This is a genomic window from Pontibacter sp. H249, assembly GCF_037892465.1.
Taxonomy (GTDB): Bacteria; Bacteroidota; Bacteroidia; order Cytophagales; family Hymenobacteraceae; genus Pontibacter.
In genome coordinates, this window is sequence record NZ_JBBKTR010000012.1 from 140,800 (window position 1) to 155,161 (window position 14,362).

The window sequence follows — 14,362 nt, forward strand, 5'->3', positions numbered from 1 at the left end:
ATATCCTGTAGCTGTAGCCTGGGGTTTTAGTGCTGATTTCCGGTTAAAATTATGGATAGTATAAATTTGGATTTAAAGCAGGTTTTACAGAACCTTTTTTATTTGTTTTTCGCATAACTAAGCATATACTATGTAGTTAGCATTTTTACGCTGCTGTATACTCTCTCCTGTCTTTGATTATGCTTTTGATAAAACAAGTAACCATCAGAATCCTGCCCATATGAGAACGTACGACGAAAAGCACATTAAAAACGTGGCCCTGATAGGCCCTGCAAAAAGCGGCAAAACGACTCTTGCCGAAACCATGCTGTTTGAAGCTGGCATTATTCACCGCAGAGGTGCAGTGGAGGAGAAAAATACCGTTTCCGACTATCACGAAGTAGAGCACGACCGCGGAAGCTCTGTATATGCCACGTCCCTCCACACCGAATGGCGCGACTACAAGATCAACATCATCGACACGCCCGGACTAGACGATTTTATTGGGGAAGTAATCACCTCTATCCGGGTATGCGACACGGCTGTATTATTGCTTAATGCACAGAGTGGGGTAGAAGTGGGCACAGAGCTACTCTGGAACTATGTAGATCGCTACCGAAAGCCAACTATACTTGCCGTGAACCAGCTGGATTCTGACAGAGCACGCTTTAACCAAACCATAGAGCAGGCAAAGGCATTCTTCGGATCGGCTGTAACCGTAATGCAGTATCCGCTGAACACCGGAGCAGGTTTTAACTGCATCATCGATCTGCTGAAGATGGTAATGTATAAATTTCCGGAGGAAGGTGGGAAGCCGGAGAAACTACCGATACCAGACAGCGAGAAAGAGAAGGCAGATACGCTGCATAACGAGTTGGTAGAGAAAGCGGCAGAGAACGATGAGGGGCTGATGGAGCAGTATTTTGAGAAGGGCACACTGGATGAGGATGAAATGCGGCAGGGGCTGAAGATCGGCATGATGAAGCATGAGGTATTCCCGGTTTTCTGCTTATCAGCTAAAAAAGACATGGGTTCAGGACGTATGATGGGTTTTATCGATAATGTGGCACCCTCTGCTATAGAAATGCCCGCCGAAGAAACCGAAGACGGAGAAGAAGTGCCCTGCGACCCTAACGGACCTACCAGGTTATTTATGTTCAAGACGCTGGTAGAGCCGGGGCTGGGCAGGCTGTCTTTCTTTAAGGTACTATCAGGCGAGGTGGCTGTAGGCATGGAATTGCGCAACGAGAGAACTTCCACAGTAGAACGCATCAGCCAGTTGTTTATAGCCGATGGTAAAAAGCGAAATCCTGTAGATACCCTTAAAGCCGGTGATATTGGCTGTACTTTGAAACTGAAGAACACCTACACCAATCATACGCTTAACGGCAAGGGGGCAGTAGGCAATATCCGGCCAATCGAGTTCCCGGATCCTAAGCTGCGTGTAGCCATCTCGGCGGCAAACAAGCAGGACGACGAGAAGCTGAGCGAGGTGCTGAACGATATCCACATAGAAGACCCAACGGTGGGAGTAGAATATAATCAGGAACTGAAGCAGCTTATACTTTCCACACAAGGCGAGTTGCACCTGGCCGTAACCAAATGGCGCCTGGAAAACATTTATAAAATGCAGGCTGAGTTCCAGAAAGTAAAAATCCCTTACCGCGAAACAATTCAAAAGGCAGCCACGGCTACTTATCGCCACAAAAAGCAATCTGGCGGTGCAGGTCAGTTTGGGGAAGTATCTTTAAAAGTAGAGGCTTATTATGAAGGTATGCCGCCACTAACCGAACATCCGGTGCGCGATACCGAAACCATAGACCTGCCCTGGGGTGGCAAGCTGGTATTTAACAACTGCATTGTTGGTGGTGTGATCGATGCACGTTTTCTGCCCTCTATTATGAAAGGGGTGATGGAGAAAATGGCGCAGGGGCCGCTTACCGGTTCGTATGTGCGCGATGTGCGGGTAAGTGTGTTTGATGGTAAAATGCACCCCGTAGATAGCAACGATATCTCCTTTAAAATAGCTGGTATGATGGCCTTTAAAGATGCTTTTATGCAGGCAGGGCCACAGTTGCTGGAGCCTGTTTATGATGTGGAGGTGCTTATACCAGCCGACCTGATGGGAGATGTGATGACGGAGCTGCAGATACGCAGAGGCCTTATCATGACGATGGATATAGAGGGAGATAACCAGGTGATAAAAGCCAGGGTGCCGTTGGAGGAGCTGGATAAACTACAGACCTCGCTGCGTAGCCTGAGCCAGGGTAGGGCTATTGTGCGCAGCCATTTTGCCGATTATGCCCCTGTCTCTTCGGACCTTCAGAAACGTGTAAGCGAAGAGTATAGCAAAACAGAATTGGCAGAGGCTCATTAGTATAACTTTCGTAAAGTATAAAGTGCCTGCTGTAATGTTTATTAAAGCAGGCACTTTATACTTCGTAGCCTTACTAAACGCAAAGCTTATTACTTCTAAAGCTGCCACTTTTATAGCTGCTCTTGCATGGTTGCGATTGTGATTTATGCTTCTGACATACAAGTGTTTATGAATGTTTAAATCATTCCAAAAATTTAATCAGGACGTGGCAGTTTACAGTTTGGCGATAATAACATCACTTAACCTGGTGGTGTAACAGGGAGATACGTGTTCACTTTTCAGAAACCAATCAGATTTGCTCGAGCCTTGTGCTGCCGACTTTACAGTGGCTTGTCCATACTTCTGGTTCAAGCCATCTAGTGCCTGCATCAGGTCGCGGTGTTTACCCGTATCTGCACCACTGAACAAGCCAAGCTGTATGGTGTTTTCAGGTACCAGTTCCGAAACGATCACGCCACATTTTTTATAGATGTAGCCCTCTCTGTAAATGCTTCGAAGTGCAAACGTAGCATACTGGATCAAGTGCAGATCGCTGTTAACAGGACTGGGTAACTGTATGGTTTTAGAGTTGTAATACTGTTTTGTGTCGGCAAAGCTATTTGTAGTGATGAACACCGTTATAGCACTGGTGCAACTGCCCTGCTTTCGTAGCTTGTAAGCACACTTAGAGGCGTATAATGCAGTTGCTTCCTCTAAAGCCGTAAGCTCCTTAACTGGGTTGCCAAAGCTACGGGAGGTGCAAATGTTCTTTTTGGCAGGCGGTACCTCTTCCAGTTCCAGGCAAGCCTCGCCCTGCAGTTCCTTTACCATCCTTAGCCCTACTACTGTCATATTTTTCTTTACCCATGCATCAGGCTGTTGCGCCAGGTCATAAGCTGTACAAATATTGCGGCTCTTCAGAAACTTGGCATGCTGCCTGCCAATGCCCCAGATATCGGCTACCTCGGTTCTTTGCAGGGCGGCTTTTATATGCTTTGGCTCTTGAAGCACCAGTACACCATTGGCTTTGGTACTTTTCTTAGCTAATCGGTTCGCAATTTTGGCAAGTGTTTTAGTTTGGGCTACGCCAATGCCTACCGGTATACCTGTCCAGTTGCGCACGGTGTTTTTTATCTGCCAGGCATATTGGGTTAAGTCTTTGCCGTAAAAGTGTCCCAAGTCCAGAAACGATTCATCTATACTGTATACTTCCAGGTTGGGTGTAAATTCAGCCAGTGTTTTCATTACCCGGTTGCTCATGTCTCCATACAAGGTATAGTTGCTGCTAAAAACCTCTATGCCATGCTGCTTCACTAGCTTTTTTACCATAAAGTATGGCTCTCCCATTCTTATGCCTAGCTCCTTCGATTCTGCAGAGCGGGCTATTACGCAGCCATCGTTGTTGCTCAGTACCACCACCGGCTTAGCTCTGATGGCAGGATTAAAAACACGCTCACAGGAGGCATAAAAGTTGTTGCAGTCTACTAAGGCAATCATGGCAGGTGAGGTAAACAGTTATGTATAGAGTAAGACACCACTCCCCAAAAGGTAAAGTCCATACCTTCGGTCAGTTCTACTTTAGGGTAATCGGGGTTGGCCGGCTCTAAGTATACTTTGTCCTTTTCTATGCGGTAAGTTTTTATGGTGAAGCCCCCATTAAGCCAACACACAATTGGGTAACCATTTTTTACATTTATGGATTTATCTACAATTAAAAGGTCTGTATCCCGAATACAGGCATCACGCATAGATTCGCCACTTGCTCTTATAAAATAAGTAGAGGAGGGGTTGCGTATCAGGTGCCGGTTCAAGTTTATAGTCTCTTCTATATAGTCTGCGGCAGGAGATGGAAAACCGCACGCAACCCTGCTACCGAACAAGTTAAACTCTGCATTATCTTGTGCATCAGGTAAGTACGCTTTTCCAAAAACAGAATTATTGGCATTTCGCAATACAGTTTCCAGTATCATTGGCTAAATTATTTAGTATTAATAGGTGCAATATACTCAGTTTGCTATATTTTTAGCTAATATATTTAGTAAAACTATACTGTTGAAGCTGTATTTTGGTTGAATTTTTAAATAGAGGAGGAGGTATGATCTCTACATATTTAATCGAAATCGCTTAGGACTATAGTAACCTGCTGATACACAATTAGATGTTGTATAGTGCTGATATAGGAGCAGCTGTAGTGGTAAAATTTGCCAAAATAAATAGTGTTCTGATATATTTAGTTATGTTTTTGGTGTGTTATAGAGATATTATTTAATTTTTATTAGTGAACGGCAACTATTACCGTGTAAGAGGCATCTGTTTTACCGGTTATGTTGCGTATGATATGCTAATTATGTTATAACACTCCATGCAGAACTACGAAATGAAAGATACTTATACTTACAAATACCAGGAGGCATTAAGTCTGCTTGAGGTTGTATGTCATGGACATGTATCTGCACTGGAGCTACAGGAAAACCTTAAAACAATTGTTGCTTTATTGCATCAGACAAAAGCTACTTTTTTGTTATTAGACGTAAGATTGCTACATGCTGCCAAATCTGCTGATGAAAACTGGGTTCGCACCTATTGCATGCCTTTACTAGCCAGCACAAGCATTTGTAAGCTTGCTCGCATTGCCTGGTCTACTGCTATACAGCAAAACATCGGAAACCGAATACTAAATGCTATTGACAGGGAGGGGCTTTACGATTTTGATATCAAGGTTTTTGAAGGCAGAGAAGATGCTTTAGATTGGCTGTTTGACACAGAACCCCTGGAAGAGCAAATGCCCTACAGGGGGGACTGCAGGGCATTCAGCTTAATCTAAACACAAACAACCAACAAATTAAAAATTAACTAACCAATTTATTTTCAGGGTAAAAGTATTAAAGATTTCTAGACTGCAGTTAGTACACAAACTACAACATTAGTAACGCACATAAGGCAAGTTGGTAATAGACTGATAGCTATCGCTAACACCCACAAAATAATCTCCGATAAAAATTCCGGCGCCGTTGCTGATAGCTTTTGCTCCTTCATTATAGGTAACCATACCACCGTCTATAGTAGAGAAATCAAAAGTATCCTCTTCTTGCTTGCTAGTTCTCTTGGCATGCGACGACAACGTTAGACACGGTTTGCTATAGTTGCTTTTTGCTAAAGGGTTTACAATACTATTCATGTGTCGATGGGTTTTGGGGTCTTAGTTGATACAATGATAGCAGGTAAGTTGGCTGTACAACAGGAAATTTAAGGGGACTAAGTAACGTCAGGTTTATGCGGTATTTTGCTGGTTATAATATTAACTACCGCAACAATACGCAATGTAAATGCTTTATATATTACGCTTTAGGGGTTTTGCGGTGCAGTTGTCTAGCTATAAATTAGTGACAAACTTTGCGAAAAAGTAACATTTTAAAGCTGCTTTCTTTCTTCAAAATGATTGAGAAGATGATAGCTTATAGTTTGCAAAGACCATACTGTAGCAGCAAGTGCGGCACCCGGAAACACAACCAGCCACCATGCGGACGTATTAGAACGAATGCCTGCAATAGTTCGACCCCAGCTTACAAAAGAGCCAGGCACCCCTATTCCCAAAAATGATAAAGTTGACTCAAGAGCTAAAAGACCGGCTATCCCAAAAGTAAAGGTAACGATAACAGGGCCTAGCATATTGGGTAAAGCATGCTTTATAAGCAAATGTGCTTCTGGTACGCCAAGGCTTCTGCCAGCTTCAAAAAACGGTAGCTGTTTAATTTTGAGCATTTCGGCTCTTGCCAAGCGGGCAGTAGAGGTCCAGAAGGTGGCAGCGAAAATTACAGAAAGTAACACCACCGAAGGCTGCATAAAAGACGCGAGTGCCAGTACAAGAAGCAGCCTCGGAACACTTGTAAGGGCTTCTGTAAAGCGGAGCACCAGGTAGTCTAGGGGAAGGAGTATATTGGCTGCCGTATAACGCCATCTATTTAACAGGGGCAGCAACACCTTGTAGAGTAGCAGAAGTATAACAGCCAGCGCCAGTAAACTAAGCCATATATAACTGGAGGGTAGAGCCAGTTTATAAAAGTTTAAGGGCAAGTATAACCCGTAATAAAAAATTGCAAAAAGTGCCAGGAGTGTAACAGGTACAGTGGCGCGGCTAATCTTTAATCCATCGTTTCCAAAATACCCAGCACTCATTCCTATTACAAGGCCTAAGCTTGTAGAGAATAGCATAACCGGAAAGCTCACCAGCAACGCCGATTGTGCGCCATAAAGTATGTTAGCCCATACATCGCGCCCTAAAACATCTGTTCCGAGCCAGTGCCACGCGCCGTTTCCCTTGGTAAAGGGTTCTGCAAAAGTATACTGCAGGTCCAGCTCGTTTGGTTGATAGGCAAGCGGCAGTATAGGTAGCGTAACTATAAGTATAATGAGCAGCAGCAGGTAAGATGCAGCTATTTTAAAGGATAGGCTTCTGTGCCAGATCTGCCTCAGATCGATTTTTAAATTTATCATGAAGCAGCATGTTTAATTCTTGGATCGGCCAGGCTATAGAAAATATCGGCCAGCAGGTAAGTAACTACTCTAAATGCTGCTACTACCAGCACGATAGCCAAAACAACAGGGTAATCTCTGGCTAAAACAGAGTCTACGAGTAAGCGCCCCATACCCGGAATGGCAAAAATTATTTCTATGGATATTGTGCCTGCTACAATTATAGGCAGTGCATCAGAGAGTACTGTGATTGTAGGTAAAAGCGTGTTTCGCAGCAGTTGCTTTCTGATAACCTGACGTTCGGAGAACCCTTTGGCTCTAGCTGTTCTGGCGTAGTCTTTTTTACGCTCTTCCGAAAAAGATCGGTATATCAGGTTAGTTAGATAAGGTATGTTGCTAAGGGTAAGACATATTACAGGAAGAGCCAGGTACTGGGACAGTACACCAGCTCGTTGCAGCCACGACTCTCCGGTTAGAGTGTGATATCCCATACCATACACTGGGAAAAGCTGAAGAAAAGATGGGCTGGCCAAAAGTACAAGCAGGAGCAGTGCCAGCAGAAACAGCGGAATACTGTCGATCACAAAAAGCGAGGGCAGCAAAACTTTACGGAGCCTTTTACTTTGCGGCATAACCAGCAGCATGCCTAGCTCAAAGGCTACTACAAAGGCTATTAGTATGCTTGCCAGCATCAGCCACCAGGTGTTGGCTATAGCATCGTAAAGTAAAGAACTTACTTGCCTGCCATCCCGGAAAGAAGTACCTAAATTACCCTGTATAACTCCAATAAGCCAGCTATGGTATTGATTATCCGTGCCGTGCCACCTAAAAGATGGAAGCAGGAAAGTATAAGACTTTTGTTGCGCAGCTAAATGGGTGGCTGCCACTGTAAGTTCTGAGGCTTGTGCACCCCAGGAGGGTGAGGGGGTAGCTGCTATTGCTTTAAGGCCTTCTGGAGTTGTGGTGGAGTAGAGGCTGTCCATGTATGGTTGAAGGCTAGCTTTTTGTGCAACTGGTAATGCAGCTTCAAGTGCTTTTATACTTTGGTAATATCTACCTACTGCTTCTGGGTTGCCGTATTGCCAGTAAAGCTTTTTTAATAAAGTACGATGGTGCGCAGGGTAAACCAGGTGTAGCGTGTCTGGCTCGGGTGAGGCCTTAATAGAAAAGTAAAAAAGTGGGAGGTTTTGACCTGTACGATTTAAATAGTTTCTGTAAACGAGTTGCCTGCTTTCGGTGCTGCCTTTGCTGTAGTATCCGCCATTTTCTTGCAGCATTTGTTCTTCGCCGGGCGTTCCTGTTAAAAGCTTGCTCAGCAAAAACACAAACGTAACCAGCAGCCAAAGCGCAGGCAAAGACAGCAGGAAACGCCTGAGAATGTACTGCAGCATGGGTGCTAATTTTTTAATGTGAAGGCACTCACATCATAATTTGGCGACAAACCTGATATTTTAGCATTACCAAAGCGCTTGTGGACGGCAATTCTTTCTTTCTGATAGTATAAGGGTATAAAAGTGGCTTCTTCGTACAGCATAGTTTGTAGCTCTTTTAGAAGTTTAGCTTTCTCCTCAGTAGTGGCAGCAGCATTAATTGCATCCAATAGTTTGTCACTTTTCTGGTTGCCAAAGCCTGTATGGTTCATGCCGCCAAGGTTGGCATAAGAAGTATGAAACAGGACTTTAAAGTTAAATACAAAAGGATTGCCGGAAAGTGAACGGAAGAACATGTCGAACTCATGCACTTTAGACTTCTGAGAAAACAAATTAGATTCTACTGCCTGTACATTAACCGGGATACCCGCTTTGGCAGCACTCTGTTGAAAGACAAGGGCAGCATTCTCGAAATTAGTGCTGCCGGCGCGGTAAATTACCTCTATAGTAAGTTGAGTTTTTTTACCATTTATACTTTTGTACCAGCCATCCTGCTCACGAGTCCAGCCAGCGGTTGTTAACAGTTTCTCTGCCTGAGATATATTTTGTTCTCGGGCCTTAAGGTTTTTGTTATAGTATGCTGTAAGAGAAGGAGGGATAATACTTGCTGTGGGAGTGGCGTAACTCTGCTGCGAGACTTTCATCATGCTGTTAACATCCAGTAACTGAGTTATAGCCTGGCGAGTACGCTTATCAGAGAACTTCGGTGATCTGCTGTTAAGGCCTACATAAGTAAATTCATAGGAGTCTGGCGTGTACAGGTTGTAGTTGGCAGCAAATTTATTATCCGATTTAAGCTCGTCGAACTCCGCCGCCGGAATATTTCCTAATACATCCAGTTGCTGGTTTTTTAAGGCAAGTAGGGCTGTTGTATTGTCCGGAATAATATGAAAGCTGATGCGCTCTGGATTAGCAACAAGGTGTGACTGCTCTAATTTGCTGCCCCACCAGTTTTGCTTGCGTTGCAGCACAATATACTGGTTAGGCACAAAATTATCGAGAAGGTAGCCGCCGCTACCTTGCAAAAAGGCTTTGTCACTTTTGAAGTCAATAGCATTAAACTTCTCAGCGAAAGCCTTTAAGTTCTTGTTGTTTTCAAGCTCGGAAAGATCGTCGCTTAGTTCCGATACCTGTATAGCCTTTAGCAGACCTTGCGGATCTAACAGGTTTGAAGGTAGTATAAAAAAATCTCCGGTCAGGAGCTCCATTTCTGGAGCATAACCTGAACAGACCAAGGTAAACTTTTTAGGGTTAGTTTCATCAGGTAGAATGTCACGAATGAACTCGACCTGTGGCTTCATCTGCTCGTTATTCAACAAAGGCGCTTTAAGCACCTTTAAAGTAAAGGCAATGTCATCTGCTGTTACGGCAGTGCCGTCAGGCCAGCTGGCTGCTTCTCTTATCTCATAGGTAAACAATGTTACCGAATCCTGCCTGACCATATCAGGCATTCTTGCTGCCAATGCCGGTTTTAGCTTATCCTCTTCCAAATCAACTACCAAGAGGCTTTGATACAACAGATTAAGAATCTGTATAGCCTGTGCGTCTGTAAAGTTTACAGGACTCAGGTTTTCCGGCTCTTTGGCTAGTCTAACTTTTACATCGTCCAGCCCTTGTTGTGGCTGACTGCAAAAGCTAAGAACAATACATAAAAAGATTGGTAAGAGTAAGCTGACTTTCCTCATTTAAATAAACTAGTTGCTGTTATTTAACTGAGGGCAAGATAGAGAAATTTGCTTTAAATAGATAACTGCTTATCTGCCAGTAGTCCAAGTTCCAGTACCTCCGAATGCTGCTGTAGATCCATCATCCTCTGTAGACTCACCAGTGCTCGTTGATGTAGAAGTAGCTGATGCCGCAGAGCTGCTGTCTTGTGACGACTTGTTGCTATTGTTTGATGGCTGTGCAGGAGTTGTACCAGTAGTTAGGGCGATGATTATTGCAATGATTGTAGATAACATATCTTTTGTGTTTTAGAGTTTAGTATTGCAAATATGGTACTAACAGCTATTAATATAAATGAATGTTTTGTTAAAAAAGTAACTTTACTTTTATTTATATATCGCTGTGTATTATTATATTGATGCTCAGAAATGAGCTGAGAAGGGATAGTGTATTGCTTAACTGTTTGTTAATAAATGCGCTAAGTAACATTTAGTAATGTTACTTTAACTAACAAAGTTACACACTATCACATTCTTAAATTAAGAAGATTGTATTGTAAAAGTAACCTAAGTTTCTGCACGATTTTTACCAAAAAAATACCTAATAATTAGCTTCATTACTTTTTAGCCAATGAATGAATTAATCTCACTTTCTAGAATGGTAACATTCTGCAACAGTATTTCCAGTTCTTTACCTGATAGGAATCTAAAAGGTAAAGAAGGGCTATTTATAGAGAAACTGATTCAAAAAAGTTACGAAACTGATGAGGATGCAGCTCTAGAACTGTATAATTCAAATCCTAATGATGTTAGGTATAAAATGCTTAAGCATAGAGTTAAGAAAAAACTCTATAATAACCTAGTTTTAGTAAACTATCAGAAGCTAAAAGTAAAATCCCATGTTCAGAACGAACAAGAGTGTTATCTATTATTGCATCATGCAAACCTCTTTTTAAAACAAATTGATTACAAACTAGCAGAGTTAAATGCTAAAAAGGTAATAAGTATAGCTAACGAGTATGATTTCACAAGCTTTAAAATAGCAGCCCTAGAGATTCTGCTAACCTGCAATTCGGAACTGGGATCATACAAGAGCTTCAAAAAAAACAAGCTAGAATTGGATAAGGTAATGTTTTCAAAAGCATTTGAGAGCAGAGCTGTTAGCCTGTTTCAGTCCATAAGCATTAAGTTAAATAAATCAGTCAAGTCCAGGAGGGAGTACTTACCACAACTAGAGAAAGATTTAAAAAAATTAGAAGTTCTTTGGGGGAGGTGCAAAACTTTTAATGCCTTTAGTGCCTATTATATGGCGCATATCTGGTATTATGAATTGGTAGGCAACTTTTCTAAAATTGTTGAACTCACTGTATTATGTGAAAAGCTAGTTGAGAGAGGCGAAGTAAATAACAAAAGATTTGATGCGAGTTACAATAAATTTGTTCTTGTATATGCACATTTAAAAGCAGCGAAGTATGAGAAGGGTTTATTCTATGCAGAAAAGTTTTTAGCAGAGTTCAACTCAAATACTCCTAATTGGTTCGCTTATCTTGAAAACTATTTTTTGCTAGCTCTTCATTCTCAGAATTATGAATTGGCTACTGTTCTTATAGATAAAGTGTTTGCCAATAGCTTTTATTCTAAAATAATTTCATCTGCCAAAGAACGCTGGTTATTATATCAGGCATATTTGTCAATAATTAATGGTAATCTATACCTAAAGAAAGTCAGTAACCCCTATTTTATTTCATTGCCAGAATATAGCAAGGATAAGCAGGGATTTAATGTTGCCATTCTTATACTTCAGTTTTTTTACTTTCTACAGAAGAAAGATATAGAGGCTCTACTTTATCGTATAGAAAGTCTAAAGAAGTACATACATACACACTTAAAAGACTCTTTTAGCTTAAGAAGTAAGCTCTTCTTGAAATTACTCATTTTAGCTGTTACAGAAGATTTTGATCCGGAAAGTATACGGAAAAAAGGCAAAAAGCATTTCGACAAGTTAACTAATACACCCACTCCTGGCGATGCTTACGCCGAAATAGAAATTGTGCCTTATGAGCATTTGTGGCAGTTTATACTTGATGTACTTGAAAGTAACCATTAGATTCTCACAACATCTTAATTACTAATGCAGGAATTAAAAAGGCTCGTTAAGATTATTGATTCGAGTAATCCTAGAGCCTTACCTATTGTCGATCCAACAGACCAATCAAGTCTGGAAGGAAAATTATATAACTTAATTAAAAATAATTTAACTCAAACAGATGAGGAAGCATGCTTAGATCTTTATGGTGAGGATAAACTAACCCCAACCTATAGAATGCTTAAGTCAAGGCTTCGGAAAAAACTTTTAAATAGCCTTTTCTTTACAGAGTTATCAGAAAGCCACTTTAGAACGGGCTATGTTAAGTACTCTGAATGCCTGTCTTTGCAATACCAGGCAGATAAACTTGTAATACTAGGTGAATATGACTTAGCGTACAAGATAGCCGAACAAGTTATAACTATAGCCAAGAAGGCAGAACTAAACGATTTATTAGTTAGGGCCTATGACATAAAGCGAGAGGCTAATTTACTAAGGGACGATAGAAATAAGTTTGAGAAGGATTTAGAATTGTTACAACACTACAGCTATTTAGACTCTAGTGAAAGAGAGGCCACACTCATATACAGCAGACATAAATTTGATATAAGTCTTAATCTTAGCAGCTTCAAAAAGTGGTCAGTAGCTTATAAGCAGTCATTGCCAAAGCTAGAAAAGTTATGGTTAAATACTGGCTCATCTAAAATTTACAACTACTATCATATGTTGCAGATAGCTTACTTAGAGAGTGCAGGTAACTTTGAGGGGATTGTAAAACTAATTAACAATTCAAAACGCTTGTTAGACGAAGGTAAGGTAAATGCACATTGGTATAACGATAGGTTAAATAACTTTATTAAAGTTTATGCCCTATTAAGGCTAAACCAAATAGAAGAAGGTTTAAATCATGCCAGTTGCCATCTAAATTCTTTCAAAGAGGGGTCTATCAATTGGTATGGTTTTTTAGAGAACTATCTACTCCTCTCTTTGCACAAGCAAGATTATATGCTCGCTGTTAATCTATGTTCTCTTGCAATAGATAAAGGCCTCTTTAACTTTCCAGTACCTAGAATCAAAGAGAGATGGGCATTATTAATTGAGTATGTAAAGTTAGCAACATCAAAGACAGATATTGATACAAAAAGTATAGGCTTTATAAAGCAACCTGAGTTTTCTTCATTATCGAAAGACAAAGAAGGTTTGAACCTCTCGATTCTAATTCTGGATTTTATGAAGGAGGTGCCAAACCTAGATCTTCAGAGGGAAGAGTACCACATAGAACGCTTAAGTAAATACAGTAATAAGTATCTGAAGGGAGAGGTAGGAGCTAGATCCAAACTGTTTATAAAGCTGCTAATCCTGAGCATGAAGGCGGAGAGGAGGAATTTAAAGACAAAGGTGGCTCCTTTACTAGCTAAACTAAAAAGTACCCCACCTCCACAGGACCCAATTGCCGAAATAGAAATTGTACCTTATGAGCACTTGTGGCAATACGTTTTAGAAGTACTTGAGCAGAGAGGCTAAGCCTGAAAACAAAGAATTATAGCAAATGGATGAGTTAAGCCGTCTGGTAAAGGTAGTGAGTAAGCATGCAAGTAAAACTTCGCCTTTATTCAATTTAGAAGATGAAGCAAGCCTGGAAACAAAGCTGTTTCATCTGATAAACTCAGAGGAGGTAAGTACTGATGGGTATGCTTCGCAAATACTATACGGTTCGTCTGAGTTGCCGGCAAGTTACAGAATGCTCAAATCCAGGTTTAAAAAGAAACTGTTAAACCATATTCGCTTTCTTGAGCTTCCGGAAGGAAAATACTCAGTATCAGAATTATTCAGAAGAGAATGCGCGACTGCCATACTTGATGCAGAAACACTTACAAGCGTAGGAGAAATAAAACTTGCCGATAAAATACTGGATAAGGTTTTTAAGAAATCTGTAGAGAATGAAATATATGATTATGTGGTACGCATTCTAGAGTTGAAAAAGTCATGTAGTCATATACTTCATAATAAAACAAAGTTCGAAAATTATACAAAGCTCTTAAAACATTATTATAAAGTAGAAAATGCTGAACGTGAGGCAGAACACATCTACCAAGAAGTAATGCTGTCAGTATACCAGAAAGTTGAGCTGCGGTATAAATTAATGCCACTGTATGCAGAAGCCTTAGAAAGGTTAGAAACTTTATGGAATGAAACAGGATCATCAAAAGTCTTTAATTATGCTCATATCTTAAGTATTAGTGAGCAAGAGCTTCTTGGTAATTACCAGAATATATTTCTTAAAATTAAAGGCGCAGAAGAATTATTAAAAGAAGGTAAGATCCATAAAAATTGGTTTAACTACAGATTCAACAACTTTATTATTGTTTATGCT

At 41.0% G+C, this 14,362-nt stretch carries 12 protein-coding genes; 5 read left to right on the forward strand and 7 right to left on the reverse strand.

Annotation, left to right across the window (positions count from 1 at the left end; genetic code table 11):
- Window positions 1-220 precede the first annotated feature (220 nt).
- The gene (locus tag WG943_RS15165; protein ID WP_340410295.1) at window positions 221-2,356 is read left to right on the forward strand and encodes an elongation factor G; all 2,136 of its coding nucleotides are present in this window, start codon (window positions 221-223) and stop codon (window positions 2,354-2,356) included.
- 213 nt (window positions 2,357-2,569) lie between these two features.
- Here WG943_RS15165 and WG943_RS15170 read toward each other — a convergent pair whose 3' ends face one another.
- Both WG943_RS15170 and WG943_RS15175 read right to left on the reverse strand, forming a co-directional pair.
- Window positions 2,570-3,832 (reverse strand): Y-family DNA polymerase, encoded by a 1,263-nt coding sequence (locus WG943_RS15170; protein WP_340410297.1) that lies wholly within the window; start codon window positions 3,830-3,832, stop codon window positions 2,570-2,572.
- Window positions 3,829-4,305, reverse strand: coding sequence for a LexA family protein (locus WG943_RS15175; RefSeq protein ID WP_340410299.1), 477 nt, complete (start codon window positions 4,303-4,305; stop codon window positions 3,829-3,831). Before WG943_RS15175 ends, WG943_RS15170 begins: the two co-directional genes overlap by 4 nt.
- A gap of 392 nt (window positions 4,306-4,697) precedes the next feature.
- Here WG943_RS15175 and WG943_RS15180 point away from each other — a divergent pair, with 392 nt between their 5' ends.
- Complete coding sequence (locus tag WG943_RS15180) at window positions 4,698-5,159, forward strand: hypothetical protein (protein WP_340410301.1); 462 nt, start codon at window positions 4,698-4,700, stop codon at window positions 5,157-5,159.
- A gap of 99 nt (window positions 5,160-5,258) precedes the next feature.
- Here the strand turns inward: WG943_RS15180 and WG943_RS15185 are convergent, their stop codons facing one another.
- The 5 genes from WG943_RS15185 to WG943_RS15205 form a co-directional block, all read right to left on the reverse strand.
- Window positions 5,259-5,513: a hypothetical protein gene (locus WG943_RS15185; RefSeq protein ID WP_340410302.1), complete on the reverse strand. Its 255-nt coding sequence runs from the start codon at window positions 5,511-5,513 to the stop codon at window positions 5,259-5,261.
- A 233-nt stretch (window positions 5,514-5,746) separates the two neighbouring features.
- Window positions 5,747-6,829, reverse strand: coding sequence for an ABC transporter permease (locus WG943_RS15190; RefSeq protein ID WP_340410304.1), 1,083 nt, complete (start codon window positions 6,827-6,829; stop codon window positions 5,747-5,749).
- A complete protein-coding gene (locus WG943_RS15195; protein WP_340410305.1) occupies window positions 6,826-8,199 on the reverse strand; it encodes an ABC transporter permease in 1,374 nt (457 codons plus the stop codon). The genes WG943_RS15190 and WG943_RS15195 overlap by 4 nt, the downstream gene beginning before the upstream one ends.
- 5 nt (window positions 8,200-8,204) lie before the next feature.
- Window positions 8,205-9,923 (reverse strand): ABC transporter substrate-binding protein, encoded by a 1,719-nt coding sequence (locus WG943_RS15200; protein ID WP_340410306.1) that lies wholly within the window; start codon window positions 9,921-9,923, stop codon window positions 8,205-8,207.
- 69 nt (window positions 9,924-9,992) lie between these two features.
- Window positions 9,993-10,199 carry a hypothetical protein gene (locus WG943_RS15205; protein WP_340410307.1) on the reverse strand — a complete coding sequence of 69 codons (207 nt, stop codon included), beginning with the start codon at window positions 10,197-10,199 and terminating at the stop codon, window positions 9,993-9,995.
- A gap of 334 nt (window positions 10,200-10,533) precedes the next feature.
- Here WG943_RS15205 and WG943_RS15210 point away from each other — a divergent pair, with 334 nt between their 5' ends.
- From WG943_RS15210 to WG943_RS15220, 3 genes are all read left to right on the forward strand, one after another.
- Window positions 10,534-12,009, forward strand: coding sequence for a hypothetical protein (locus WG943_RS15210; RefSeq protein WP_340410308.1), 1,476 nt, complete (start codon window positions 10,534-10,536; stop codon window positions 12,007-12,009).
- A 24-nt stretch (window positions 12,010-12,033) separates the two neighbouring features.
- Window positions 12,034-13,512: a hypothetical protein gene (locus WG943_RS15215; RefSeq protein ID WP_340410309.1), complete on the forward strand. Its 1,479-nt coding sequence runs from the start codon at window positions 12,034-12,036 to the stop codon at window positions 13,510-13,512.
- Window positions 13,513-13,537: 25 nt separating this feature from the next.
- The coding region (locus WG943_RS15220; RefSeq protein WP_340410310.1) for a hypothetical protein at window positions 13,538-14,362 on the forward strand (825 nt) is incomplete at its 3' end.

Excerpts from the sequence above, each read along its gene's own strand:
- WG943_RS15165 (WP_340410295.1), top strand. The coding sequence starts at position 221 with ATGAGAACGTACGACGAAAAGCACATTAAAAACGTGGCCCTGATAGGC.
- WG943_RS15170 (WP_340410297.1), bottom strand. The coding sequence starts at position 3,832 with ATGATTGCCTTAGTAGACTGCAACAACTTTTATGCCTCCTGTGAGCGT.
- WG943_RS15175 (WP_340410299.1), bottom strand. The coding sequence starts at position 4,305 with ATGATACTGGAAACTGTATTGCGAAATGCCAATAATTCTGTTTTTGGA.
- WG943_RS15180 (WP_340410301.1), top strand. The coding sequence starts at position 4,698 with ATGCAGAACTACGAAATGAAAGATACTTATACTTACAAATACCAGGAG.
- WG943_RS15185 (WP_340410302.1), bottom strand. The coding sequence starts at position 5,513 with ATGAATAGTATTGTAAACCCTTTAGCAAAAAGCAACTATAGCAAACCG.
- WG943_RS15190 (WP_340410304.1), bottom strand. The coding sequence starts at position 6,829 with ATGATAAATTTAAAAATCGATCTGAGGCAGATCTGGCACAGAAGCCTA.
- WG943_RS15195 (WP_340410305.1), bottom strand. The coding sequence starts at position 8,199 with ATGCTGCAGTACATTCTCAGGCGTTTCCTGCTGTCTTTGCCTGCGCTT.
- WG943_RS15200 (WP_340410306.1), bottom strand. The coding sequence starts at position 9,923 with ATGAGGAAAGTCAGCTTACTCTTACCAATCTTTTTATGTATTGTTCTT.
- WG943_RS15205 (WP_340410307.1), bottom strand. The coding sequence starts at position 10,199 with ATGTTATCTACAATCATTGCAATAATCATCGCCCTAACTACTGGTACA.
- WG943_RS15210 (WP_340410308.1), top strand. The coding sequence starts at position 10,534 with ATGAATGAATTAATCTCACTTTCTAGAATGGTAACATTCTGCAACAGT.
- WG943_RS15215 (WP_340410309.1), top strand. The coding sequence starts at position 12,034 with ATGCAGGAATTAAAAAGGCTCGTTAAGATTATTGATTCGAGTAATCCT.